Origin of the sequence: Propionibacterium acidifaciens, assembly GCF_003798325.1 — a bacterium.
GTDB classification, from domain to species: Bacteria; Actinomycetota; Actinomycetes; order Propionibacteriales; family Propionibacteriaceae; genus Propionibacterium; species Propionibacterium acidifaciens.
Genome location: NZ_CP033719.1, coordinates 1940215 through 1966721, shown reverse-complemented (window position 1 = coordinate 1966721; position 26507 = coordinate 1940215). Strand labels below are relative to the sequence as shown.

Annotated in this window: 19 protein-coding genes; 5 read left to right on the top strand and 14 right to left on the bottom strand. The window is 69.4% G+C overall.

The genetic code is table 11. The features are described 5' to 3' along the window. Positions 1-12: 12 nt before the first annotated feature. The 4 genes from EGX94_RS08300 to EGX94_RS08285 all read right to left on the bottom strand — a co-directional run bounded on the left by EGX94_RS08300 (position 13) and on the right by EGX94_RS08285 (position 5038). The gene (locus EGX94_RS08300) at positions 13-2085 is read right to left on the bottom strand and encodes an ABC transporter ATP-binding protein (RefSeq protein WP_021798942.1); all 2073 of its coding nucleotides are present in this window, start codon (positions 2083-2085) and stop codon (positions 13-15) included. 69 nt (positions 2086-2154) lie between these two features. After that, on the bottom strand, positions 2155-2877 hold the full coding sequence (locus EGX94_RS08295) for a hypothetical protein (RefSeq protein WP_123826173.1): 723 nt from the start codon (positions 2875-2877) through the stop codon (positions 2155-2157). Positions 2878-2996: 119 nt separating this feature from the next. Next, a complete protein-coding gene (locus tag EGX94_RS08290) occupies positions 2997-4367 on the bottom strand; it encodes an alpha/beta fold hydrolase (protein ID WP_192962639.1) in 1371 nt (456 codons plus the stop codon). Positions 4368-4645: 278 nt separating this feature from the next. Continuing rightward, positions 4646-5038, bottom strand: a complete 393-nt coding sequence (locus tag EGX94_RS08285) for an SdpI family protein (protein ID WP_043123583.1) — start codon at positions 5036-5038, stop codon at positions 4646-4648. Positions 5039-5349: 311 nt separating this feature from the next. Between EGX94_RS08285 and EGX94_RS14075 the strand changes: the two genes are divergently transcribed. Continuing rightward, positions 5350-5511, top strand: coding sequence for a hypothetical protein (locus EGX94_RS14075; RefSeq protein WP_231386122.1), 162 nt, complete (start codon positions 5350-5352; stop codon positions 5509-5511). A 95-nt stretch (positions 5512-5606) separates the two neighbouring features. Here the strand turns inward: EGX94_RS14075 and EGX94_RS08275 are convergent, their stop codons facing one another. From EGX94_RS08275 to EGX94_RS14380, 6 genes are all read right to left on the bottom strand, one after another. After that, positions 5607-6011: an SdpI family protein gene (locus EGX94_RS08275; protein WP_021798948.1), complete on the bottom strand. Its 405-nt coding sequence runs from the start codon at positions 6009-6011 to the stop codon at positions 5607-5609. Positions 6012-6046: 35 nt separating this feature from the next. Continuing rightward, the gene (locus EGX94_RS08270; RefSeq protein WP_192962638.1) at positions 6047-6979 is read right to left on the bottom strand and encodes a methyltransferase; all 933 of its coding nucleotides are present in this window, start codon (positions 6977-6979) and stop codon (positions 6047-6049) included. Positions 6980-7133: 154 nt separating this feature from the next. Beyond that, positions 7134-8255, bottom strand: a complete 1122-nt coding sequence (locus EGX94_RS08265) for a radical SAM protein (protein WP_192962637.1) — start codon at positions 8253-8255, stop codon at positions 7134-7136. Continuing rightward, the gene (locus tag EGX94_RS08260; RefSeq protein ID WP_021798945.1) at positions 8252-10153 is read right to left on the bottom strand and encodes a RiPP maturation radical SAM C-methyltransferase; all 1902 of its coding nucleotides are present in this window, start codon (positions 10151-10153) and stop codon (positions 8252-8254) included. Before EGX94_RS08260 ends, EGX94_RS08265 begins: the two co-directional genes overlap by 4 nt. Positions 10154-11249: 1096 nt before the next feature. Then, positions 11250-11651 (bottom strand): SdpI family protein, encoded by a 402-nt coding sequence (locus EGX94_RS08255; protein ID WP_043123589.1) that lies wholly within the window; start codon positions 11649-11651, stop codon positions 11250-11252. Positions 11652-11899: 248 nt separating this feature from the next. Continuing rightward, a complete protein-coding gene (locus EGX94_RS14380) occupies positions 11900-12271 on the bottom strand; it encodes an SdpI family protein (protein ID WP_081660811.1) in 372 nt (123 codons plus the stop codon). A 155-nt stretch (positions 12272-12426) separates the two neighbouring features. Between EGX94_RS14380 and EGX94_RS08245 the strand changes: the two genes are divergently transcribed. From EGX94_RS08245 to EGX94_RS08235, 3 genes are all read left to right on the top strand, one after another. Next, positions 12427-13494 carry an IS630 family transposase gene (locus EGX94_RS08245; protein ID WP_021798944.1) on the top strand — a complete coding sequence of 356 codons (1068 nt, stop codon included), beginning with the start codon at positions 12427-12429 and terminating at the stop codon, positions 13492-13494. Positions 13495-13708: 214 nt separating this feature from the next. Beyond that, a complete protein-coding gene (locus EGX94_RS08240; protein WP_123826171.1) occupies positions 13709-14068 on the top strand; it encodes a helix-turn-helix domain-containing protein in 360 nt (119 codons plus the stop codon). A 483-nt stretch (positions 14069-14551) separates the two neighbouring features. Beyond that, on the top strand, positions 14552-14800 hold the full coding sequence (locus EGX94_RS08235; RefSeq protein ID WP_123826169.1) for a hypothetical protein: 249 nt from the start codon (positions 14552-14554) through the stop codon (positions 14798-14800). 1156 nt (positions 14801-15956) lie between these two features. Here EGX94_RS08235 and tmk read toward each other — a convergent pair. The 4 genes from tmk to EGX94_RS08215 all read right to left on the bottom strand — a co-directional run bounded on the left by tmk (position 15957) and on the right by EGX94_RS08215 (position 22981). After that, the gene (gene tmk / locus EGX94_RS08230; RefSeq protein ID WP_028706577.1) at positions 15957-16610 is read right to left on the bottom strand and encodes a dTMP kinase; all 654 of its coding nucleotides are present in this window, start codon (positions 16608-16610) and stop codon (positions 15957-15959) included. Further along, positions 16607-18028: a hypothetical protein gene (locus EGX94_RS08225; protein ID WP_123826167.1), complete on the bottom strand. Its 1422-nt coding sequence runs from the start codon at positions 18026-18028 to the stop codon at positions 16607-16609. Before EGX94_RS08225 ends, tmk begins: the two co-directional genes overlap by 4 nt. A 125-nt stretch (positions 18029-18153) precedes the next feature. Further along, positions 18154-20976, bottom strand: a complete 2823-nt coding sequence (gene topA / locus EGX94_RS08220; protein WP_021796668.1) for a type I DNA topoisomerase — start codon at positions 20974-20976, stop codon at positions 18154-18156. A gap of 409 nt (positions 20977-21385) precedes the next feature. Further along, complete coding sequence (locus EGX94_RS08215; protein ID WP_021796666.1) at positions 21386-22981, bottom strand: DUF7059 domain-containing protein; 1596 nt, start codon at positions 22979-22981, stop codon at positions 21386-21388. Between the two features lie 759 nt (positions 22982-23740). On the opposite strand from EGX94_RS08215, the gene EGX94_RS08210 reads away from it, so the two are divergent. Next, entirely contained in the window at positions 23741-26290 is a 2550-nt protein-coding gene (locus EGX94_RS08210) for a DEAD/DEAH box helicase (RefSeq protein WP_123826165.1), read from the top strand. The last annotated feature ends 217 nt before the right edge of the window (positions 26291-26507 follow it).

Here is a 26507-nt window from a genome sequence, read left to right as displayed (position 1 = left end):
CACTTCCTCGGTTCATTGATTCTTGGAGGCTTGTTCACAGGGGTCGTCAGCAGGAGGGTTTCTCCTTGTCAGGCCTCTATCCTGTCGTGCTGTGAATAAGCTTCCCGGTTCGGTGGTCTGCTGCGCGCGCCGCGCCGCGCCCCACCGTCCCCCGTCCGCACTCGCGCCGTCCGTGCCCGGGACCCCGACGACCGCGCGGGAGGGATCGGGGCGGCCAGGCGCGCCGGATCGACCGGCGCCCGGGCCGAGCGGCGCTCCACGAGTCGGCCCCTCCGGCGGGGCCCCGCGAGGTCCCCCGCGAAGGCCCGCGGCCTGAAGAGCGAACATCTGGGCGTAGACCCCTCGTCTCGCGAGAAGCTCCGCATGCCGTCCGACGTCGACGATGCGGCCGTCGAGGCAGCAGACGATCAGATCGGCCTGGCGCGCCGTCGACAGCCGGTGCGCGACGACGATCGTCGTCCTCCGCGCGCGGTCCGCGAGGACGCCCTCGATGACCCGCTTCTCCCCGAGCGAGTCGAGGGCTGCGGCGGGTTCGTCCAGGACCATGACGTCGGCATCGCTGAACAGGGCGCGGGCCAGTCCGATCCGCTGCCACTGCCCGCCCGACAGCTGCGCGGCGCCGCCGAAGGCGTTGCCGAGGACCGTGTCGAGGCCGGCGGGCAGACCCCTCAGCCATTCGCCGAGCCCGACCCGCTCCAGCGCGCGCACGATCTCGTCGTCGGAGCCCGACAGGCGACTGACATCGCCGAGGGCCACGTTCTCGCGAAGGGTGAGGTCGAAGCGCACGAAGTCCTGCTGGAGGACTGCGACCCTCGATCGCGCCGGCGCATCGGCCAGCAGGCTCGCATCGACGCCGCCCACGCGGACCCGCCCCTCGGTCGGGGCGTAGTACCCGGCGATGAGTTTCCCGATGGTCGACTTGCCGGAGCCGTTCGGGCCCACGACGACCACGTGCGCGCCGGCGGGCAGGTGGACGTCCACGTCGTGGAGGACGCAGCGGTCGGAGCCCGGGTAGCGGAAGCTCACGCCGTCGAGATCGACCGCCGTGTCCCGCGGCCGGGGAACGACCGGTGCGGCGTCGCGCTCCGGACCGTTCAGGAAGTCGACGAGCTCGCCGAAGAAGAGCCCGCCCTCGTAGATCGACCCCAGCTTCGAGAAGAGCCCCTGCGCCCCCGACTGGACCGTCGTGATCGCGGCGAGGAAGCCGGCGAACCGGCCGACCTCACCGGACGCGATGGCCCCCTGGGCGGCCATGAAGATGGCCCATCCCGTCGCCACGACCGACAGCGAGCCCAGCCCGCCCGCGACGAGCGTCCGACGGTTGAGGAGGCGGGTGTCGGTGCTCTCCATCTCGTCGTCGAGCCCGACGATCCGGCCCACCAGGGCCCTGGAGCAGCCCAGCCCGCGGATCTCCCGGAACGTGGACTCCGTGGTGAACAGGCCGGAGAGGTAGGAGACCCGCCGGCGCAGTGCGGTGCGCTCGTGCTCGATGCGCCAGGCGACCCGTCCGTACAGCGCGCTGGCGACGATGCCCGGCGCGGGGCTGACGATGACGGTCACGGCGACCATCGGGCTCCACGAGAAGAGCAGCACGGCCGTGCCGACCAGCGAAAGCACCCCCGTCATGGCCGAGACGAAGTCCGTGAACAGCTGGTACGCGCGCTGACCGCCGTCGCGGGACGCGCGATCGATCCGGTCGTAGGTGTCCGTCTCCTGGAAGCTCGCCAGGTCGAGCCGTTCGGTCTTGCGCACGATGTCCTCGGTCACCGTGCGGGTGACGCGGAGCCGCACCAGCCCGGAGGCGTGGTCCCGCAGCACGGTGAGCAGATACGACAGGAACGCCAGACCGATCAGCAGGGCGACCGAGATCATCACGCCCGCCCCCGTCGCGGGGCCCGAGACGGAGACGGCGTTGGCGACGGCGCTCACGGCGACGGCGAGCAGCAGAACGTTGAGGGTCGGCACGAGGGCCAGCAGGACGTAGCAGGCGCAGACCGCGGACGATCCCGGCGGTGACACCCGGAAGCAGAGCCTGATCGCCCTGCCCGCGTTCACCGTTGCCGGCGGGTTGGCGCGATGAGCCATCTCGGCTGTCCCCCTCGGTCGGGGTGTGGCCTCCCGGCGATCCGGGAGGCCACCCCGGTGTTGATGCGATCAGGCGGCGACGGCCTCGGCGTCCAGAACGATGATGTCGTCGATGCTCACCTTCGACTCGACACGCAGGCGGGTGCCGTCCGCCTCGAACTCGACGACCTTGTGCTCGTAGCCGTCCTCGGTGAACTCCGACCGCTCGGTCTCCCCCTCGAGAACGCCGCGCCGCAGCAGGGCCCGCAGCCTCGCCGGGCTGAGGTCGAATCCCTCCTGAAGGCCGGAGATGAGGCCGGGGTCGACGCTCTCGTCGAACTGCAGCCGCAGGGCATGCGGAGTGCTCTCCGAGGGCTCGGATGGATTACCGGTCAGAGTGAAAGCGGCACCGGCAACAACAACGACGACGGCGCCTCCCATCGAGTAGACCGCGGCCTCATGGTAGACGACGCCATTGGCGACGACCTCGGCGTTCGCCGCACCGTTCGTGTTCGCGCCCCAGAATGCCGCCGGCTGCCTCGGGGCGGAGTCGTCGAGCAGCGTCCGCACGGTCTCGATGCTCGAGGACGCCGAGGCGGCCGGGACGGCCCGGAGCAGCTCGGACAGCGTCGCGGGCCCCGCCTCGACGGGCAGCTCCACGTCGAGCGAGCGGACGACGACGGCCCCGGACGGGTCCGAGGCGAACTGCTTCTTGAACATCTCGTCCTCGTCGAGCAACCGCTCCAGCTCGAGGACGCGATCCAGCGGTCGCGTCGGAACCGAGGTGGTGATCGGTTCAATGGTGGTGGTCATGGTGGTGTTCCTCTCTGTGAAGAAGTTCTCGTACCCCTCACCGACGGCGAAAGGCACTCCGTGATCCGCAGATTCCGACCTCCTTTCAGCTGTTGTCAGCGCCGGCATCGAGCGAGAGCTCACCCGGCGAAGAGCGGCGCGTCACTGCCGCACCCGGCCGATGGCCGGGGAGGGGCGCCGGAGGCGACGTACTCGGAGAACTGCGCGGCCGCGCACGACGATCCCCGCAGCACCCCGTGCCCCCAGCCGTCGGCGACGACGACCGCCGCGCCGCGGGGGCCGAGGCCCTTCACCCGGTCGGCGCCCCATTCCCCGACGACAGGATCATGGGCGTTGCTCAGGACGAGGAAGGGCACGTCGATCGTGCCGTAGTCCGGAATGCCGACAGAATCCTCGAGGTTCCCGGTGGCGGGCCAGCCGTTGCAGATAGAGTCCTGGGAGATCCAGTAGTAACCGAATCCCGGGCTGTCCGCCTCGGCGGCCGCGGCGCTCATGAACCATGCCTCCCGCTGCGGCGGCTCATGGGCGTCGGCGCACATCACCGCGTCCACGGTGAGCATCCGGGAGACCGTCGTGTCCTGCGATGGCGCCCCTGACCCGGCGCGAGTCTGCGGACCGATCACAGAATCGCCTGATGCGGGTTCCCCATCCGGCGCCGTGCCGTCGGCGACCTGGGCCAAGGCATGGATGAGACCGAGCAGCGTCTCGTAGTCATCGCGGCCGTTCTGGTTGAACCGGTACAGCGCGCTGACGACCGTGCTCTGGAACGCCGAGGCGTCGAAGCTCCCCGTTCCCGGGACCGTGAGCCTCTCCGTCCGCAGTGCCCTGGTCACGCGCTCGTAGTCGGATCGGATCATCGGTGCCCACTGGCAACGGCTGCCCGCCGACTCGCAGGCGCTGAACAGGTCCTCCAGGGTCTTCCCGCTGTACTCCGCCGTGCCGAGCCGGGCCCACAGGGGGTCGGGCTGGCCCGCACCGAACCAGGCGTTCGGGTCGTCCGGGCTGTCGAGGGTCAGGGTGCGCAGATGCGCCGGGAAGAGCCGGCTGTACACGGCGCCGATGACGGCTCCGTACGAGATGCCGTAGTAGTCGATCCGGTCGACCCCGAGAAGACATCTCACCTGCTCGATGTCGCGTGCCGCGTCGACACTCCCGGCATGCTTGAGAAGGGGCGAGTCGGAATCGCAGGTCCCCCGCAGCCACGGGTCGAGGGCGTCGAACTGCTCCGCCAGCTGCTCGGCGTTCGCGGGGAGGACGCTGTAGGAGGTCGACGGGGGCTCCGTGGTCATGGCCCCGCAGGGAATGCCCTCCGAGCCGCCGACGCCGCGCGGGTCAACACCGATGATGTCGTGGTCACCCCTGACCTGCGGGCTCAGCTTGGCCGCGAAGGATGCCAGGCCCTCGACCGGGGAGAGGCCGGGGCCACCAGGGTTGTAGAAGATCGTCCCCCTGGCGTTGCCACCAGTCGCGGGAATCCTCCCCACCCTCACCGCAGTACTCCCAACCGAAGGATCCGAGTGGTTCAGGGGAACAGTGACGACCGCGCACTCGACGCTCTGATCACCCCGATCCGAGGAGCACGGGCCCCAGTCGAACGGACTCGGGGCAGCGCCCCGGGGCGTTGCATCAGCGCCACCCGCATCAGCCGACGCAGGAACCGGGAAGGACGAGAGGACGACCATCGCAGTCATCACGGACAGGCACGTGATGCACCGCGTCATGTGTACAAGGCCCTGACCACGAGCACGCCAGCCGGTCAGGACGCCTGTCATGAGCCGCGATCCTCGTCATGCCGGCGCTGGGAGTGAGCCATTTTCCCAGCCATCGTGCTGGTGTGCCAGAAGTTGAGCAGGAACGAGATGACATAGCCGCCGAAGATGATGCACTCGGCGAGCACCAGATGCCACGACCTGAGCGTGAGCAGGCAGATCACCGCCGCCCCGCAGAAGCAGATGACGTTCACCCTCTCCCACCGGAAGGCCGCCCGGTGCGCCGCCCGCCACACCTCCGGCGAACTCGCCACCACCCTGATCCTGATACCGGCCCAACGATTGGGCCTACCGCCGGGCCTCACCTGAAAATAGTAGGACAGAAAGACCGCTACCGGAAGAATGATGTTCGCCGCAAACATGATCCATCCAGTGGACGTGACGTCAGACATCGCATTACCTCCTCATCCCTGTCAACTCCTGCATGACCCGATCGCGAAGCCCTGACCAAGAGCACCCCGTCCGATCAGGACGCCATCCATCGGCACCTCGGACACGACGCGAGGCACCCACTCGTACGCCCCCGCAGCCGGCGAACCCGCCCTCGGCAACCATCATGGGTCGGGCCCCATCCTCACGGCGACTCTGGGAATCGACCATTCTTCTCGCCACCGCGCAGGCATGCCGGACGTTGAACCCGAACGGGATGAGATAGCCGCAATAGAGAATGCTCTCGGCGAGCACCAGATGCCACGACCTGAGCGTGAGCAGGCAGATCACCGCTGCCCCGCAGAAGCAGACGAGGTTCACCCTCTCCCACCGGAAGGCCTCCCGGTGCGCCGCCCGCCACACCTCCGGCGAACTCGCCACCACCCTGATCCGAATACCAGCCCAACGATTGGGCTTGGCCCTGGGCCGACTCTGAGCATAATAAGTCAGGACAGCCGCCACCAGCAACACCATATCGAGCATGAACATTATCCATCCGGTACTCGAAATACCGGTCATCGCCTTGCCCCCTCACATCTTTTCATTTCGACCCCTTCCACGGAGGTGCTCATAATCCCACGAAAGAACTTTCTCGGCCGCCTTGACGGCGTGCCATGTGTTGAGTCCGAGCGAGACGATGCAGCAGGCGAAGACAACGCACTCCGCCAGGACGAGCCACCGCGCCGGGAGGAGGAGCAGGCAGATCAGGACGGCGCCGCAGACACCGATGACATCGAGTCTCGACCAACGGAAGGCCGCCGGGTGCGCCGCCCGCCACGCCTCGGATGATTTCATCGTCGCCCCGACCCGAATTCCGGCCCAGTGCGTGGGTTCGACCTTCGGACGGCTCTGGAACCGACTCGTCGCAGCGACTGACAGCGTCGCCACGATATTGGCCCAAAATATCACCCAAGCCGTGATCGAGATTCCGTTCATCTTGCTGCTCCTCATATTCTCTAACTCGCGCCCAGTCACGCGGCGTACCAACCCTGATGATTCTGCGGATGCTCAGCACGGACATCGAGAATCCCGACAGATCCGTGCTGTTCCTCGGCAACCGCCATGAAGAAGAAGACCACCCTGTGGGCCCCCAGATCCGCGTAGCCTTGGGAAACCTGGATGGTCCGTTCCTCGAGAGAGGACTGAGTGACCGCCGAGCCCTCGAAACTGAGTGATGTGGCGGCAATGGCCCTGTCCCAGGTGCTGCCGGATCCTGCACCGTGTTCGGAGGTCACTGTGAGTCTCATCCGCAGACCGAGACGGCGGGCCTCGGACCGCAGCGCGTCAAGGGCGAGCGGGAGCTCATCGCCGGCCGCGGCGACCCCGAGAGTGTAGGCGTTTCCTCGGGGCGCAAGACGCCCGGGCAGTTCCTCGATGATGCGGAGGATCACCCCGAATCCGTCCGGGCCGCCGTCCCCGACGAAGGGATACGGTATCCCCGGCGGGACGGCGACCATCGGCGGATTCGCCACGACGACGTCGAAGCTCCCCTCCGGAAGCTCCGCGTAGAGATCGGAGCGGAGGGGGTGAACCCGGTCCTGGACGCCATTCAACCGGGCGTTCACGCCGCAGAGATGAACGGCCCGCTCATTGATCTCGCATCCGGTCACCCGCATACCGCGGGAGGCGAGCCAGAGGGACTGAAAACCAGGCCCCGAGCACAGGTCCAGGGCAGAGCCCCCGACGAGGGGGATCCGATCAGCCAGCGCCAGGGAGTCCGCTCCGAAGTACAGGGTCCGCTGAGCCGACGGCCTGCCGGCCAGGAGCCACAGCCCGTGGACCCGCTGGAGCACGAGATCACGGATCGACCATGTCGGCCGTGGTCCACTCCGCGTCGCGAACCCGGCGTTCGTCAGGTCCTCGAGAGCCGGCACGATCACCGGGTCCAGGTCCGCCTCGGGCACCTCACGGCCCAGGCAGAAGAGCTCGACGAGCGGTAGCAGGCCGGGCGGGATCACCGAGTCCGTGAGAGCGCTCGTCTGAGCAGCGGGTGTGTAGCTGCACAGCAGATCAGCCAGTCCGACCCGCTCCAGATGCAGGCCGAGCCGTTCGAGCGGATCATGTCCCGGCATGGGCTGTCCTCAGTTCTGCGTCACGACCGAGAATCCGGTCATCGTCGCCCTGCTGGGCCCTCTCGGCCAGCGCGACGTCGAGGGCGATGCGCGCCTTCGCCGTGTCCAGGGCGGCGAGTGCGCGCCGCGACGCGGTGACGTCCTCGCACACCTCGCAGATGCCGGCGTACTCCGGCCTCATGCGGACCCGCGGATCAATGCTCCTCGCGACGTCGAGAAGGTATTTGGGCCCCAGGAATCTGAGCGCACGGATGAGGACGTCATGCTGAGCCGCGTCAGCCAGTTCAGCGTATGTCGACTCACGGAGGGAGCCGATGCGCAGCACCCGGTTGTTCCTCACGCTCAGCCCGCAGCAGATACCGGCATCCAAGCGGGCATCGACAACCGGTTGGCTGAGGATCTCAGCGCAGCAGCAGTACTGCGCGAGCATGCTCTCATCGGGCACGATGTCCTCCTCGCCGAATCCCCGAGCGCGCCCGACCCGGCTGTACCCGTGATGGGCGATCTCGTAGAGGGTCCCATCGGCCGAACGAGGAGGATGGGCACCCGCTCTGGAGGACCGCTGGTCGACGAACTGCACTCCGGGGGCGATCTCGTGCTGCACCCATTCCCTGGTGATGGTGCTCCGCGGTCCCTCGGCGAGTGCGATGACGACCGCCTCGAAGCCCTGCCCTCGGCTGGCGTCGAAGGCGCGTCTGACGTTCTCCGGGGGTATCCACGAGGCGTGGTAGTCATCCATGCTGAAGTTGATCTCGGCGAGGCCGGCCGATCTCAGCTGCTGCACCATGACGTTCGCGGCGTCATCATCCGTCGCCCATGAGGCGTTCGTCACGACGCGGGTCACCGGGCCCTCAAGGCTGATTCGGGCGATCGCCTCGAGGAGCTCCTCACCGAGGAGGGTCGGTTCTCCTCCCGTGAAGACCACCGTTCTCACGGGGCGCGTCGCTGCGATCGACAGATAGCTCTCGTACATCTCATCGGCGGTGAGCATCGTCGTCTGTTTCGGCGAGCACAGGGCGAGGCAGTGCGCGCATCTCACATTGCACTGGTCGGTGACCGAGAAGGTCATCATCTCCTTCTCATGGGCGACCATCCGGGATGATGTCATGATGGGCACTCCTCTTTTCTCTTGGGTTGAGTGATGTGTGCGGGCCATGCCGCATCGACGGAGGCCTCGGCATCCACGGGTATGGGCAGGGCGAGCATCCATGTGCCGTCGACGAGCATGAGCCCGGCCGTCACGAGGCGTTCGGCGGCGGTCAGCAAGGCGTCCGAGTCGTAGGGGCCGTTTCGGATCAGGCCGGGAAGGGAGCGGACCTCGGCGCACTCGCGCAGCAGGAAGAGCTCCGCGGCGTCCGCCACGGCCGTGAGGGACTGCGCGCCGTTGAGCGCGCGACGGATGATGAGGATGCAGTCCCCGCAGTCGTCAGCGGTGAGCGAGGGTGCCCGCGCAGAAGAATGATGAGCGGCGATCCACTCCTCGACCGCGCGGAATGCGGCGAGGTACTCCGGATCCCGATGGGAGGGAAGGGTGTAACGGTACATGGACACGAGGTCTTGGAGGACAGATTCGGGAGCCTGATAGGCCAGCCGTTCCGCCTCGAGCGGCTGCACGTCCTGGAAGCCGTACGAGTCGCGCTGTTCGTAGTAGTCGCTCGTCTGGAACAGGAGCAACCAGTTCAGCTGCTCCGGGGCGTCGAGATGCTCGATCGCCCGCAGGACGCTCAGCACCTGCCGGAGGTCCTCCGCCGTCTCACCGGGCGTCCCGGCGATGAGTCCGTAGCCGGCATGGACGCCGTACGCCGAACACCACTTGAGGAAGTTGACCTGCTGGAGCGCGGTGGCGCCCTTGCGCATGTGTCTCAGCGTCCTCGTGCTGAAGCTCTCGATCCCGGGCTGAACCTCCCGTACACCCGCGCAGGCGAAGCGGGCGATGGTCCGTCGGGGGACCGTAGACTTCGTCTCATAGAAGAGACTCCAGCAATCACTCCGGCTGTCCTCAGCGAGCCGGGCGAGATGATCCTCACGGTAGGAGTACGGGAATATCGAGTCGGTATAGAGCACGACCCGTGGGCTGTAGGTGACCCAGAGCTTGCGGAGCTCAGCGATGGTTCGGTCGCTGGACTTCGTACGGTATGGCCTCGTCCTGCTGTCGATCGCGCAGAAGGTGCATCTGCTCCTGGCCCCCCACCAGCAGCTTCTCGAGGACTCGAGGACGAGAACGGAACCACCGTCCTGTGACCACTCGCTCGCCTCGTACTGCCGGATGTAGTCCCGATAGTCCGGCGTCGCGCACCCGTCGAGATCCTCCGGGGGCCTCTCCGGCGGGCCGACGAGGACAGTTGAGCCCTTGCGGCAGAGGATGCCCGGGATGCCAGCAAGATCCGTGCGGCCCGCGTTGATCCGGTCCAGACAGCTCACCCAGGACTCATCGGCCTCGCCCACCAGAACGGCGTCGAATTCGGTGAATGTTCGCAGGAACGCCAATGGCGATCGGCCGTCCATGGCTGAGCCGCCGGCCACCAGACGACCGGAGAATCCCTTCTCGCGCAGACCCCTTGCGATGGCCGCTGCCGGCATCTTCTGAACGTCGAGAGTGATACTGAAACCGACGACATCCGGGGAGTCGTCGAGAATCTCAACAACGGCACGCCGCACCACATCACGAGCAGCATTCATGGCGCGGATGTATCGTTTCGTCATGTAATCAGGAGGAGCGATCCCAGCATCACCGAGCTGGGGTCTGAGTACCCTGAGATCAGCGTGGACAGCCGCAGCCAGTTCCTGGGCGAACTGTGGCACGCTCTGCCCGAAGTACGTGGGAGAATAGAGCCCAGCCGTCGAGATCGAGAACTCCTCGAGCGAGTCCCCCTTCGGCTGGAGGAGTTGCGCATAGTGCACTGTGGTGTCGTGCCCGGCACGACGGCTCACCGCAGCGATCACCTCGGCACCCATGGACGGCCAGTCAGGATTGGCCGCCGGTGGAACCACGATACTGACACGCATGGGCGCCCTCACTTCCTTAGGAGACCGGGGATGACTCCCCTGCAGTAAGCACCACCGCACGACCCCCCAACACAGGGGAATCACATCGCACCGCAAAGGACGACGCGCCTGTCCGGCGGCCCCATGAGTTCCGGATCTCAGCAGCAACGGACATACCGATCATGTCGATCCGATCATGTCGATCTCATCTTCTTCCATCACCGGTGATGCCACGGGTTCCGCACGGGCATTCGGCGACGACCGCCTCTGACGGCCAGCAGCCGTGGAAGCACCGTGACTTCACAGAACACCCCGACGCGTTCCACTGTCAAGGACTTCCGAACGGCCCCGAAGAAGCTCCAGGCCGTGCATGAACGCATCACTCAGGGTGATTTCAGGGAATCGGGGGAGAACCCCGAGAAAAGACTACGTTCTCACCATTGAATCAGGTTATGCATGCCTGAATTCTCACGCCGGGGAGCCGCGGGCGCAGCCCCCGCCGGAACACCGCTCGCATGCCGCCGGATCAGTGCGCACAGCCACCATCGGGGCCGGTCGCCCGACAGCGTGTGCCCGTCCGCGCCGGGGCGATCCGCGTGCCCGGCGGCGCCCACGGGCACGGCCCCCTGGAAAGACCCGGAGCAGGGGCCGTGCAGCACGGTGCTCGTCAAGCACGGTGCTCATCAAGGCTTGTCGAGCGGGGAGACCGGCGCGGCTGCCGAGACCGGCGGCGCCAGCGGCGGGTACCAGCCCTCGTCAGGGCTTGTCGAGCGAGGGACCGGCGCAGCGGGTGGTGACGGTCGGCCGATCGGGCGGGAGCCGCCTGGGGCGCAGGGGCTGTTCACCGCATGGGATCGCCCGCCGAGTCGGTCGATGCGTCCCGTCTGTTCCGCGCGAGATCGCTCGGAACCGGGACGGACCGTGAGACCCATTCACAGCCCCATGGATCAGCCCGCAACCAAGGATTACCCTTCCGTCGAGCCTCCTGTGAACAACCCTCTGCGGACGAAATGGTTTCCGGTGGAGTTCTTGCCGTGGAACCACGCAGAACCGAAACGGGCCCGGACGCGCGGGCGCCCGCGCGAGCCGTCAGACGCGGGGCCGGGCCGCGGAAGAATCACACCCTCGGCACCGCCTTCGTCGCACCATCGTGCTTCTGGTCCGCTGCGACGCCCCTCGCCGCCCTGTACGCGGAGAACACATACGGGAAGGCGGTCAACACATCGATCACGAACGCGGTGCGCGGACCCCAGATCGCCCTGCGGACCCCATCATCCACAAGAAGAAGCACGAATCCCACGGTCAGGCAGCAGACATCATCCACGACCGCGACGATCCCCCATCTCAACGCCGCCCTGTGCCCGGCCCGCCACGCGGCATCGCTCGCGGGGGTGGGCCCGAGCCTTGTCCCGACCCACCCGTTCCTCGGCAGCACCCCGGTCGAGGCGAGAAGAGCACAGCAGAACGCCACGGCACCGAGCACCATGCAGCAGACAGTCAGCACGACGAAATCAGTCATGACCCGCTCCCCTCATGTGAAACAGAGGCAGAATCCTTCGGGTCCTGGTTCGCAGGGCCCATGCAGAGGCGCCGCCTTCCTGCCACACCCTCAGCAGTCGCAGAAGCCGCGAGGCTTGTGCAAGGCTTCATTCCATGAGACTCATTCACAGGGGTTGAATCACGACCACAGCTCCTGGTCGAAGCACCCTCCATGGGTTCTGCGAACAAGCCCCCATGATCCCACTGACCAAGCTTATCTGTGAATTTCTAATGATTATCAATCGTTGAGACATCTCTCGTCGCCTTGTACGCAGATACGAGATATGGGACAAAAATTAACACATTAGAGGCAAGTGCCGCACCCGGGCCCCAGACAGCTCTTTGCGGCCCTCCATCATAGAGAAGAAGCACCAACCCTGCCGTCAAGCAGCAAACATCATCCATAACAGCCACAGCACCCCATTTCAATGCTGCTCGATGCCCTATTCTCCATGCGACATCACTCGAAAGCGTGAATCCTAATCTAATCCCAATCCAACGATTTCTTGGTAAAATTCCCCTCGAAGCAAAAAAAGCACTGCAAAATAATGCAGCTCCAACTATTGCACAGCAAACAGCTAATGCCACAAAATTAGCCATTGGCAACCTTTCGATCTAAAAACTTATGCAAAGAGGTTTATTAAAATCCTTGTCAGATCCAATCTTGGTTCTCCCTTGATAACGAGCTATGGCTGACATGAAACGAAATCGTATTTTTCGTGGATTTTCTGTGCCGTTTCGGATATGATTGAGGCATGCAGGTTGAGGTCACCCCGGAAGAAACCGCCGTCCTGATCAGATGGAAGAAGCGTTCCGACAATTATGTGCTGGTTCGGATGAAAGCAGAAGCTGTCCTGTACGCCTCCGAAGGAGTCAGTATCAGCATCATTGCGAAAATGGTTGAGCGCACGGAGCGGACAGTGCTGGAATGGTTGGCCGAGTGGCGGGCCACGCGGATGTGCTCGGTGCTGACAGGGCATGCCGGGAACCAGAACGCGGCGAAACTCACCCGCGCCCAGAAGGAAGAACTCAAGGCCATCCTGGCCCAGCCGCCCTCCCGGTCCGGTGTTCACGCCGAGTTCTGGGACGTCCCGGCGATACGTGAGGTCGTGAAGATCATGTTCGATGTCGAGTACCAGTCGGACTCCTCGTACCAGCTGCTCCTGCGCCTGTGCGAGCTGAGTCTCGAGCTGCCCGACCCGTTCGACAAGCACCGCAACGAGAAAGCCATCACCCGGCGCATGGCCGAGGTGAAGGCCCAGGTCAAGAGCTTGTTGGACCAAGGCTGGGAGGCCTACACGGCAGACGAGGCCCGCCCCGAGCACGAGGCCGAGACTCGCCGTATGTGGCTCCCAAGGGGGCAGCGCACCAAGCTGTACGTGGACCGGAAGAAGACGTCCCAGTCGTTCTTCGGTGCGCTCTCCCTGACCAGCAAGAAGGTCAAACTGTACCCGATCGAGGGCAACCAGAACACCGCGCAGACGATCCTCGCCCTGGACCGGCTCCAACGAGAAACCGAGACCGGCAAGATCGCGGTCGTCCTGGACAACGCCCGCTTCCACCACGCGAAAGCATTGACCGATCTCTACGAGCCGGGTCAGCTGCTGGAGCGCATCACGCCGATTCATCTGCCGCCGTACGCGCCCGACCACAACCCGGCCGGGCACGTCCGGAACACGGCCAAGAACAACACCGTCACCATCCAGCACGAGACCCCCGAAGAAACCCTCGGCGCGTCCGCCCCATACGTCACCGGACGCTCCTTCGACCACGACTCCGAACACCTCCCACTCCGCGAAACCAGAAACGATTTTGTTTCATGACGGCCATAGTTTTAAATAACCCTCAAAGTCTCGCTTCACGATCCTGAAGGTTTATTCACAGCGCCTGTGGATTACGCTGTGATCAGGGGCGATGATCGCGATCTGGTCCCCTGTTAATAAGCCTCCTTTTTAGCAAGGATTCCATGTATGGCTGACATGAAACGGAACCGTGTTTTTCGTGGATTTCCTGTGCCGTTTCGGATGCGGTGGGGGCGTGCGGGTCGGGGTCGCCCCGGAGGAGACCGCCGTCCTGGTCGGGTGGAGGAAGCGTTCCGACAATCATGTGCTGGTGCGGATGAAGGCCGAAGCGGTCCTGCACGCCTCCCGAGGCGTCGATGCGGGCACCATCGCAGAGACGGTCGAGCGCACGGAGAGGACCGTGCAGGAACGGCCGGCCGACTGGCAGGCCACCAGGATGCGCCGGGTCCCGGCCGGGCACGCGGGGAACCAGGACGCGACGGAACCCGCCCGCGCCCGGAAGCAAGAACTCGAGACCATCCTGGCCCGGCCGCCCCTCCCAGACGGGTGCCCGCGCCGGGTTCCGAGACGTCCCGGCCCTGCGGTGACGCCGTGACCTGCGGTGACGCCGTGAAGATCCTGTCCGACGGCCGGTACCAGTCGGGCCCCTCCCACCAGCTGCTCCCGCCCCTGTGCGGGCCGAGCCCCGAACCGCCCGACCCGTTCGACGAGCACCGCGACGAGCCGGCCACCACCAGACGCATGGCCTGGGCGACGACCCGAGTCAAAAGCTTGTCGGGCCAGGGCTGGAAGGCCCACACCGCAAGACTGAGGCCCGCCCCGAGCACGAGGCCTGGACCCGCCGGATGCAGCCCCCAGAGGACAGCGCACCAGAGCGGTCCGTGGACCGGCAGAGGACGTCCCAGTCCTTCTCCGGCGCCCTCCCCCCCGACCAGCAGAACAGTCACGCCGTATCCGACCGAGGGGAACCAGAACACCTGGCAGACGATCCTCGCACCGGACCGGCTCCAACGAGAAACCGAGACAGAGAAGATCGCGGTCGTCCCGGACAACGCCCGCCCCCCACCACGCGAAAGCGTTGACCGGCCTCCACCAGCCGGGTCAACTGCTGGAGCGCATCACCCCTGTTTTCCTGCCGCCGTACGCGCCCGACCACAACCCCGCCGAGAACGTCCGGAACACGGCCAGGAACAACACCGCGAACATTCAGCACGAGACCCCCGAAGAAACCCTCGGCGCGTCCGCCTCACACGTCACCGGACACACCGTCGACCACGACTTCGAGCACCTCCCACCCCGCGAAACCAGAAACGATCCTGTTCCATGACAGCCATAGAACCGAATCATTATAGTTTCCATCTTCTTTCCCAGTCAGCCCCGTCATGGACCTGCGAACAGCGCACCACGACGACGACAACTAAACTCTTGCCACTCTTGCCCCTACGCGTCGTATTCGCGTGAAGGAGAAGCATCCATCATTTTTAACGAGACACCCGACCGAGCACCCGTGTCAAGGGGGTGAGACGGTTTCATGAGGCCTCTTTGGCGCGTATGAGCGTGCCCCTCAGGGAGATCCCAGGGAAACGAGACGAGCCCCCTGAAGGGAAATCCTGAGTTTCGCCGTTTGATGGCTCTTCCCGGATGAGGGTGTAGGTAGGGGTTTCGGCGTGGCGGCTGGGCAGAGGGGTCGAGGCCTTCCGATGATGGGAGCTCTCACACACCCGTCTGGAGGGCCTCGACGTGCCCAACGCTCCCTTCACCGCGCCTGAATGGCGCACAGAGCATCCAGAACCCGGGACGGAGAACTCTTCGAGCGAGGAGAACGCCGGAGGCCACGACGGTTGAAGGCGGAGCTCCGCGAAGCCCGAATGGAAGCCGAGTTCCTGAAAAAGCGACGGTCTTCTTCGCCCAGGAGTCCCGGTGAACGCCAAGTATGGCTGACGCGACCGACCCTTGCCGGCAACAGCCCGGAGAAGACAGGACCCCGGCCGCCACCATCGCCCGGTTCTTCGACGAGTCCGAGCAGATTCTGCGGCCACCGGCCGCATCCGGGCCGAACTCGCCCGCCACGGAATCCAAGCCAGCGCGCTAGAGCCTCCGGAAGATCATGGCCGCAAACGGCATGACTCCTTGTCAACCCAGGAAGAAGGCCCGAACCACCATCCAGGCCGCGGACCTCCCGGGCCGGCCGGACAGGCTCCGCAGGAACGTCACCGCCGACGCGCCGGCGGTGACACGGGTCGGTGACATCACCCTGCATCCCGACCTGGCAAGGATCCGTCTACCTGGCCACGGTCACGGGGCTGCATCTGGCAAGAAGATCATCGGCCACGCCATGGCCGGCCACATGCGCACCGGGCTGACCGGCGAGGCCCCCACCCGTGGTCACCAGGGTCCGCCCACCGGTCCGGGGCGCCACGGTGTCCCCGTTCCGACCACCCGACCCGCCGGACGGGCAGCGATTGCGGGCTCCTCCTGGGCGGTCACCCCCGCAGCCCCTCGATGCCGAGCCCGGTCAGCCGGTGGCGGATCAACCGGGCCAGGTGCTCGCGGCCGGTGCGGGCCGGCAGCACCAGGTAGCGCTCGGGCGCCCGGGCGGCGAGGTCGAGGAAGCCCTGGCGCACCCGCGCGTGGAAGCCGTCGCCCGCCTGCTCGAGGCGGTCCCTGCCGCGCTTGACGCCGACGGCCCGCGCCGGGTCCATGTCGAGCAGCACCGTGAGATCGGGGACGAGCCCGCCCGTGGCCCACGCGCCGATGGCGGCGACGTCCTCGACGTCGAGCACCCGCCCGGCGCCCTGGTAGGCGAGCATCGAGTCAAGGTAGCGGTCGCAGATGACCACCGCCCCGCGGTCGAGGGCCGGACGCACCACCTGGTGCAGGTGCTGGGCCTTGTCGGCGGCGTACAGGAGGACCTCGGCGCGCGGTGCCACGTCGCCCGTGGCGGGGTCGAGCAGCAGCCCGCGCAGCGCCTCGCCGAGTCGTGTGCCGCCGGGCTCGTGGGTCACGACGTGCTCGACGCCGGCCTCGGCCAGGGCGCGGGCGGCGAGGCGCACCTGGGTGGACTTGCCGACCCCGTCGCCGCCCTCGAAGACGACGAGCCTGCCCGCACGGGAGCGCCCGGATGCCGCCACGGTCAGCCCTGCCGTCCGAGCTCGGTGAGGGCCTCCACGACGCGCGCCGGGCCGGGCCGGGGCCGGGAGCCCCCGGAGGCCCTCGGCAGGTCGTCGCGCAGGCCCGGCCAGTCCCCGACGAAGGCGGCGCGGGCGGCCGAGGCCCGGGCGCAGGCGCGCTCGGCGGCGCGTCCGGCGCGGTAGGCCTGCTCCGGCGTCATCGCGGCGAGCCCCTCCGGCTCGGGCTCGGGCCCCTGGGCCGCCGCGAGGCCCCGCACGATGCGCTCGAGCAGCCTGGCGGTGCGCTTGGCCTTGCGGATGGCTGGTCGGCCGGCGCGGACGAGGGCGAGCGCCCGCTCGGCGCTGGCCAGCGCCTGGGCCCACGTCGCGTCGTCGTCGGGATGACCGACCGCGAAGTCGGCGCCGGCGCGCAGACCGGCGAGCTCGGTGCCCAGCCTGGCCCCGAGGGCCTCATCGGCCCGCTCGGCGGCGGCATCGTCGACGCGCGGGATGCGCACCGCCAGCTCGAGTGCGTCGAGCAGCTCGTCGTACTCGTCCATCCTCCGGACGGCCCCGGGCGCAGCGGCCTCGAGAACGTCCAGCCGGCCGAGCTGGTCGGCGCGCCAGGCCGGGTCGGCGACGCCGCGCAGGACGTCGAGCTCGCCGCGGAAGCCGCGCAGGGCCCCGGCCAGGGCGTCCGGGTCGTCGGTCCCGCCGCTGCGCAGCTCGAGATCGGCGCCGACGATCGCGTGGAAGCGCCGGGCCAGCAGCCAGGACAGGAAACCGGCCGTCGTCGGGTCCGCCGGCCGCCCGCCGATGGGAGCGGGGGCCGGGGCGAGCTCGCCGACGCGGGCGAAGAGGCCCTTGAACCCGTCGACCCGCACCGCACCGATCTGGGCCATCTGCTCGGCGACGAAGGCCCGCTGCTGGGCGCTGAGACGGGCCACGTCGACGGTGGACTCGCGGAAACGGCCCGTGGCGATGCCGCCGCGGCGCACGGTGACGCGGTCGTCGGTGAGCACGGCGAGGATCCCGCCGGACTCGTCGAGGATCCCGTAGCGGGCGCGCGCCCGGGTGCAGCCGATGACCGGGCCCAGGCGCGCCCGGCGGCGGAAGGGCGCGACGAGATCGGCGACCTCGTCGGGCAGCTCCGAGTCGCCGTCGGAGGCGATCGGCCCCGACCGTCCGTCGGGCAGCCAGGGCCCCCACGCGGGCGCCCGGACGAACCACTCCCCCGATCCCCCGACGACGCGTTGGGCGACCATGACGCCGGCGTGGAGCAGGCGCTCGGTCGACGTGTCGAGGACGGTCAGCCGCACCTGCCCGGCATCGGGGTCGTCGAGGAGGACGACCCGGTCGAGGTCGAGCGCGGTGCTCGTGAGCTCGGGCGCCTGCACGTGCCAGGGCGTCTCGAAGAACCAGTTCCTGCTCTCATGTGCGCTCATGCCCGCTCCTCGGATCGGTGTTCGGGTCCTGCCCGCCGGCCCCTGCCGCGGTCAGGAGGAGGGTCTCGACTGCCAGTCCTACCACGAAGGCCGTCCCCGCCCCGCCCCGCAGGCGGGAGGAGGGCCTACTCGGTCGCCCTCGCCGTGCTCCCGGCGGCCGTTCCGGGCCTCTCCCCGGCCCGGGCGTCCGACGCACTCCCGGCTGCGGAACCGGCCGCCCCCTTCGGGCCGGCGGCCCCGGAGGCCTTGGCTGTCCTCTTCGTCGTGGCCTTCTTCGTCTTCGCAGTGGCCCTCTTCGCCGTCCCGCGCGAGCCGCGCCGCTTCGGGGCGGGCCCCTTGGCGCGCTTGGCGGCGAGCAGCTCGGCCGCGCGCTCCAGCGTCACGGCCTCGACGGAGTCGGTCCTGGGCAGCGTGGCGTTCGTCTCGCCGTCGGTGACGTACGGGCCGAAGCGGCCGTCCTTGACGACGACCGGCCTGCCGTTGGCCGGGTCGGCGCCGAGCTCCCTGAGCGGGGCCGCCGCGGCGCGGCCGCGGCGCTTCGGCTGGGAGAAGAGCTCCTCGGCCTGTTCGAACGTCGTGGTGAAGATGGCCTCCTCGCTGGGCAGCGAGCGGGTGTCGGTGCCGCGCTTGAGGTACGGGCCGTAGCGGCCGTTCTGCGCGGTGATGACGTCCTCGCCCTCGCCGCCGACGACGCGCGGCAGGGACAGCAGCCGCAGGGCGTCGTCGAGGGTGACCGAGGCCGGGTCCATCGAGCGGAAGAGGCTCGCCGTGCGCGGCTTCGCCCTCTTCGAGCCCTTGGCCGGCGCCTCGTCCTCGGGCAGGACCTCCGTGACGTAGGGGCCGAAGCGGCCGTTCCTCACGACGATGGCCACGTGGGTCTGCGGATCGAGGCCCAGCTCGCGGTCGCCGCCGCCGGCCCTGGCCAGCAGCTCACGGGCCGCCTCGACGGTCAGCTCGTCGGGGGGCATGTCCTCCGGCACGTTGGCGCGGTGCGCATCCTCGTCCTCGACGTAGGTGCCGTAGCGGCCGACCCGCACGTCGACGCCCGAGTCGAGGTCGCCGAGGTGGAAGGTGGACAGGGCCCTCGCGTCGATGTCGCCGAGGGCCCTGGTCAGCTCGTGCAGGCCCTCGCGCGCGGACCGGCCGGACGCCTGCCCGTCCTGCGGACCGAAGTAGAAGTCGCGCAGCACCTCGAGCCGGTCGACCTGGCCCTTGGCGATCGAGTCGAGCTGCTCCTCGAGGTCGGCCGTGAAGTCGTAGTCGACGAGCGCGGTGAAGTGCTCCTCGAGCAGGCGGGTCACGGCGAACGCCAGCCAGGTCGGCACGAGCGCGGCGCCCCTCTTGAAGACGTAGTCGCGACTCGTGATCGTGCGGATGATCGACGCATAGGTCGACGGGCGGCCGATGTCGAGCTCCTCGAGCTTGGCGACGAGGCTCGGCTCGGTGAAGCGCGCCGGGGGCTTCGTCGCGTGCCCCTCGGCGGCGACCCGGACCGGGTCGAGCGGCTGGTCGGGGGACAGCCGCGGCAGCCTGGTCGTCCGCTCGGCCGGGTCGTCGGTGGACTCGACGTAGGCCTTGAGGAAGCCGGGGAAGGTGATGGTGCGGCCGGAGGCGGCGAACCGTGCGGTGCGCACGGCGCCGGCCCGCTCGCCGAGGTCGACGCGCTGGGGGCAGGAGGCCTCGATGCGCACGATCATCTGCTGGCCGGTGGCGTCGGCCATCTGGGAGGCGACGGTGCGCTGCCAGACGAGCTCGTAGAGGCGGAACTGGTCGCCGCTCAGCCCGGACTGGGCCGGGGTGCGGAAGCTCGCGCCGGCCGGACGGATGGCCTCGTGGGCCTCCTGGGCGTTCTTGACCTTGCTGGCGTAGATGCGCGGCCGGTCGGGCAGGTAGTCGGCACCGTAGAGCGAGCGCACGGCGTCGCGCGCGGCGTCGACGGCCTGGTCAGACAGCGTGACCGAGTCGGTGCGCATGTAGGTGATCCAGCCGCCCTCGTAGAGCTCCTGGGCGATGCGCATCGTGCGGTCGGTGGTGAAACCGAGTTTGCGGCCCGCCTCCTGCTGCAGGGTCGTGGTGCGGAAGGGCGCCGCCGGACGGCGGGTGTAGGGCTTGGCCTCGACGCCGGCGACGGAGAACGGGGCCTTCTCCAGGGCCGCGGCGAGCACGGCCGCCGCGGCCTCGTCGAGGACGACGACGTCGCCCTTGACCCTGCCGAGGGAGTCGAAGCTCGCGCCCTGGGCGATGCGGCGGTCGTCCAGACCGACCAGTCGGGCGGTGAACTCGCGCGGGGAGGCCTCGGCCCCGGCGTCGAGGGTCGCCTCGAGGTCCCAGTAGGAGGCGGCACGGAAGGCCATGCGCTCGCGCTCCCGGTCGACGATGAGACGGGTGGCGACGGACTGCACGCGGCCGGCGGACAGGCGCGGCATGACCTTCTTCCACAGCACGGGGCTGACCTCGTAGCCGTAGAGACGGTCGAGGATCCGGCGGGTCTCCTGGGCCTGGACGAGGTCCTCGTCCAGCTCGCGGGGGTGGGCCACGGCCTCCTGGATGGCGTCCCGGGTGATCTCGTGGAAGACCATGCGCCTGACCGGCACCGTGGGCTTCAGCTCCTGGAGCAGGTGCCATGCGATGGCCTCGCCCTCGCGGTCACCATCGGTGGCCAGGTAGAGCTCGTCGGAGTCCTTGAGATCGGTCTTGAGCTTGCGGATCGTGGCCTTCTTGTCGGCGCTGACCACGTAGATCGGGGTGAAGTCGGCGTCGACGTTGACCCCGGTGCGCGCCCACGGCTGGCCCTTGTACCTGGCCGGCACCTCGGCGGCGCTGGTGGGGAGGTCGCGCACGTGCCCGCGGCTCGACTCGACGACGTAGCCGGGGCCGAGGTAACCGGCGATCTTCGTCGCCTTCGTGGGGGACTCGACGATGACGAGCCGGCGCGGTGTGTCTGCCACAGTGATCCTTCGTGTGCCTTCGTCCTTGGACGGCCCCGGGACGGGCCGATGACCGTTCGCCCGGGTGGACGGACGCCAAGATCGTAGCGCTCACCGGACCGGCGCCCGTCGTACCGAACGGGCACGGGGTCGATCCTCACCGGCCCCGTGTGGGGCTCACCATAGCCTCGCCGGACGCCGACGGCGAACCGCGCGCCGGGAGAATGTGGGTGCGTCGGCCGTGTCGGCCCACGCGTCGTGAGGCTCGGGGAACCGCACGCCCGGGAGCGGGCGCCGAGGGGCCGTCTGGCAGCCAGAGCCCTGGGGCGTCGAACCGCGTGCCCGAGGACGGATGATGCGGAGGCGCCTCCGCTCGCGGGACCGGGCGCGGATCGCGCCCGGGAGCGGGCCGTGGCGGCGGGACCGATCATCAGGCGGGCGGGGCATCGGACGGGCGGACGGTGATGAAGCCGTCGACGAGGGCGTCGCGCAGTCTCGGGGCGAGTCGGGCGCGCAGCGCGGCGGGGTCGTCGCCGAGCAGTTCGGCGACCGCGTCGACGATCCGGCCCAGCGGGAGCTCGCCGTCGCAGGCGCCGAGCACGCCGCCCAGCGCCGTGTCCACCTCGATCGCCCTTCGCAGCCCGGTGGTCCGGCGCAGGACGACATGGCTCGGGTCGGCGGCCCCGGGCGCGCCCGTGGTCTCCTGGACGACGTCGGGGTCGAGCGTGCAGCGGGTGGCGAGGAGCGCGTCGTCGTCCAGGGAGCGGGCGTCGAGGGTCCGCCACCCGGATGACAGGGCGGGCCCGACGGGTCGGCCGATGTCGTAGGGCCATTCCTCGATGCGGATCCGGGGCCGGGCGGCCCCGGAGTTGCGCAGCATGATCCACCCCATGCCGACGCCGGTGATGCCCAGCCTCTCGAAGTAGTCGAGCCACCGGCGGTAGCGGGGGCCCCATTCGTCGCTGCCGGCCAGGCCGGCGTCGGTGAGCCACATCTCGATGTACTCGTAGACGTCGAGTCTCTCGCGCTGGATCACCCACAGATCGCAGCCGGTGCCGGCCGCCCATCCGGACAGGCGGTCCTGCCAGCGCGCGCCGCCTCCGTCGGCCCAGTTGGCGAGCACTTGGAGCAGGCCGCCGCCGGTCAGGTGCCGCGGCCCCCGGCGGACGACCCTCTCGACGAGGCCGTCGCCGGCGAAGGACCCCTCGCGGTAGACGAGGCGCTCGGCGCCGTCGTCGGGCGGGCTCATGACGTAGGGCGGGTTCGTGACGATGAGGTCGAAGCGTTCGCCGTCGACGGGCTCGTAGAGGCTGCCCTCGCGCAGCCCGACCCGGTCGATGCCGTTGAGAGCCATGGTGAGCCCGGCGAGCTCGCAGGCCCGCGGGTTGAGGTCGGTGGCGACGACACGGCCGGCGTGGCGGGCCAGGTGCAGGCTCTGCACGCCGCATCCGGTTCCGAGGTCGAGGGCCGTGCCCACCCGGTCGGGGACGGTCAGCCGTGACAGCGAGGTGGACGCCGGGCTGACGCCGAGCACGTAGTCGGGACGGGTGGGCGTGACGATCCCGTCCAGCCCCGGGACGGGATCGGCGGCGACCCAGCCCGACCAGGAGCCGTCGGCGTCCTCGAAGCCGTAGGGGCGGATGTCGACGGCCGCCCTGACGCGGGGGCCGCCCGGGGCGGGCCCCGTCGGAAGGGGGTCGCCGGCCGGCGGCGCCGCCCCCGGCACGGGGAACGCCGCGGGCCCCGACTCCCGAAGAACGCCCTCGTCGATCAGGGACCGGAGCAGTCGGGCGCCGAGCACCCGCTCGACCGGTCCGCGCAGCAGGGTCTGCTGCAGGGGGAAGAGGCGGATGAGGACGGCCTGAGCGTCGTCGGCGGCGCCGAGGACGTGCAGCGCGGGGATCGTCGCATTGCGCGCGAGCCCCTCGCTGCCGGAGGGGCCGAGCCGCTCGAGCACGGCGTCGACGGTGTACCCGGCGTCGACGAGGACGACGCGGAGCGCGTCGACGGCCTGACTGCTGAGCATGGCCCCACTGTGGCACACAGGGGCGGCAGGTGGGGCGCCGTCCGGCCGGGCCGCCGACGACGGGTCCGGCAGGGCGCCCGGAGTCCGAGCGAGGACGAAGGGCGCCCGCTCCGCAAGATGCGCGGACGACGAGGACGCCTGCGGCAGGGCGTCCGGGGCCCGATCCGATGCGGCGTCCGACCGGACGCGGCGGGCCGTCCGGCGGCACCACGAGGATGAGTCCCATAGCGTGGTGGCATTCCCGTGGCAATGTGCTCGGGCTGTTGAGGTCTTGGGTGGGTCATCGTGGGATCTGTCCGGATTCCGCCAGAAGCTCCAAGGATCCCACGATGACCCACAACCAGTCTGCCCTGTCCGCGCTCGTGCAGGAGATGGACGCCACGAGGACCGGGCGACGAGCGGCCGATGCGCGGCGGGCACTACGCGGACGTGCAGTGGGGCCCGCGCGCAGTGGACCTCCGTCCAGCAGCTCGACGACTCGGACGTCGAGCTCGTGGGGGCCGCGCGCAGTGGACCTCCCAGACCGAGCTCCATGGCCCGCTGGGTTGGCATGCGGGCCCGCGCGCGTAGTAGACCTCCGCTCGGCCCGGTGTCGGCGGTGGCGGTCACGGCTGCAGGCCCGCGCGCAGTGGGCCTCCAGTCGGCAGCCGGCGGCGGGCACGAGAGGCGCTGCCGGATCTTCTCACGGCCGGCGTGGAGATGTGGACCTCCAGTCGGCAGCCGGCGGCGGGCACGAGGCCTGCGGGCACAATGGGCTTCATGGCAGTCCCCGAGTGGTTGAGCGAGCATCCCAGCGCGATCCACATCGACCACCGCGACGCCACCGGGGGCAGGCGCGGGCAGTGGCCGGCGTGGTTCTCCCCGCACCACCGCGAGGGCCTGGTTGCCCACGGCATCGAAACCCCCTGGGAGCACCAGGTACGAGTCGCGGAGCTCATGCACGCCAGACGTCACGTGGCGGTCTCCACGCCGACCGCCTCGGGCAAGACGCTGGCCTATCTGCTGGCGATCATCGCCGACACGGCCCCGGCCGGGGTTCCGACGAACTCCGCCACGGCCGGGGCTCCGCCGGACGGCGCACCGCAGAAAGCCGTCGGGAACGGAATCCCGACGGACGGCCCCTCCGGGAGGGCCGCGCCGGGCAGCGCCCCGGGCGGGACCGGCGCCCCCATGGGCCCCGCACGGCCCGGGGCCGAGGCCGGGGCGGGCGCAGACGCCCCGCACCCGTCCGGCGGGCCCCCGCACCTCTCGGAGGGACGCCGTCCTCCCCCGGACGGTCTCCCCCGGTTCCCGGGCGGGCCCCCAGGCCGCCCCCGGGCGGGGCGCGCCGCGACAGCGTCGTCGGCCCGTGCGCTGCTGGGCATCCACCGCGAACCGACGGCCCTCTACCTCGCGCCGACGAAGGCGCTCGCGCACGACCAGCGTCGCGTGGCGCGCGAACTCGGCCCGAAGGGCTGGCCGATCGTCGCCCTGGACGGCGATTCCGACGCGGCGACAAGGCGTTTCGCTCGCGAGCACGCGCGCCTCGTGCTGACCAACCCGGACATGCTCCATCATGCGGTCCTCCCCCGGCACGCCCGATGGGCCCGCCTGCTCGGCGGGCTGCGCCACGTCGTGATCGACGAGGGGCACCGCTACCGCGGCGTCTTCGGCGCGCAGGTGGCCTGCGTCATCCGGCGGCTGCGCAGGCTGTGCCGGGCCTACGGCTCCGACCCGGTGTTCGTCATCGCCTCCGCGACATCCGCCTCGCCCGGCGAGTCGGCGGCGCGCCTCATCGGCGAGCCCGAACCGATCGACGAGGTGACGCTGGACACGGCACCGCACCCGGCCCGCGACGTGGTGCTGTGGCGGCCCGAGGGCGACCCCGGCACCGACACCGCGGCCCTCCTCGCGAGGCTCGTCGACGACGGCAGGCAGACGATCGCCTTCGTGCCGAGCCGCGCCCAGTCCGAGCTGGTGGCGGAAGGGGCGGGGCGCAGCCTGCGCACCGACCGCCGCGTCCTCGCCTACCGGGCGGGGTATCTTGCCGGTGACCGGCGCGAGATCGAGCACGCCCTCACGACCGGCGGACTGGCCGGGGTGGCCGCCACGAACGCCCTTGAGCTGGGCATGGACATCTCGGGCATGGACGCCGTGCTCATCTGCGGTTTCCCCGGCACACTGGCCTCGCTGTGGCAGCAGGCCGGGCGCGCCGGGCGGGCCGATCGCGACGCCCTCGTCGTGGTGCTGGCCAACCAGAACCCGCTGGACGCCTACCTGTTCGCGCACCCCGAGCTCATCTTCGACGCCCCCGTGGAGCGCACGGTACTCAGCCCGGACAATCCGTACGTGCTCGGCCCGCACCTGGCGGCCGCCGCCCAGGAGATGCCGCTCCAGCCGGACGATGCGCGCTGGTTCGGCCCAGGAATGGCCGCGCTGGCCGATCAGCTCGCCTCGGCCGGGCTGCTGCGCCGCCGCCGGACCGGATGGTTCTGGCCGAGGCCGGAACGGGCGGTGGACGCCATCGACCTGCGCGGTCTGGAAGGCGGGCCGCTGGACATCGTCGAGACGGAGTCGGGGCGCGTCCTCGGCCAAGTGGATCTGGAGGCCGCTGACCGCAGCGTCTTCCCCGGCGCCGTGTACCTCCAGCAGGGCGAGCAGTACGTGGTGGACCGCTTCGCTCCGGAGCGCCGCGAGGCGCTCGTGCGCAGGCAGCGCCCCGGCTATCACACGCAGCCGCTGTCGACGACGCAGGCGCGCATCCTCCACGAGGACGCCGGTCGGCGCTTCGGCGCGACGCAGGTGCGCACCGGCGACGTCGAGCTCGTCACGCAGGTGATCGGCTACCTGCGTCGGGACGAGAGGACCGGCCAGGTGTGGGACGAGAATCCGCTCGAGCTGGACGAGCACCGCATGGTGACGAAGGCGGTGTGGTGGACGGTGCCGCAGGAGGTGGCCGACCGTCTGGGCCTCTCGGCGGTCAGGCTGGGCAGTGCCGCGCATGCGGTGGAGCACACGGCGATCGGCCTGCTGCCGGCCTTCGCCCCATGCGACCGCTGGGACATCGGCGGGGTGTCGATGGTGGTGCACCCGGACACCGAGCTGTGCACGATCATCGTCCACGACGGGGTGGCGGGCGGCGCCGGCTTCGCGGCGCGCGGCTACGAGATGGCCGATGAATGGGGGCGGGCGACGCTGGAGCGGCTGCGCACCTGCGCCTGCTTCGACGGCTGCCCGGCGTGCGTCGTCTCGCCGAAGTGCGGCAACGCCAATCAACACCTCGACAAGGAGGCGGCCGCACAGCTGCTCGCCGCTCTCATCGGCGACTGAGCCGGCTGGGACGACTGCCGCGGCGTCTCCGGCGCCGGGCGTCGTTCCATCGCCCGCCGCCGCGTCGGCAGCTGGACCGCCGACCGGGACCGCTCCCGTGGCCGAACCGGTGACCGGGCGCCGGACGACCGCCGCCCAGCGGAGTCCCGCGCACCGGACGGCCACGCCGATGACAGGACCCGGCCCGGTGAGCGGGCCCACGCCGATGAGAAGGCTC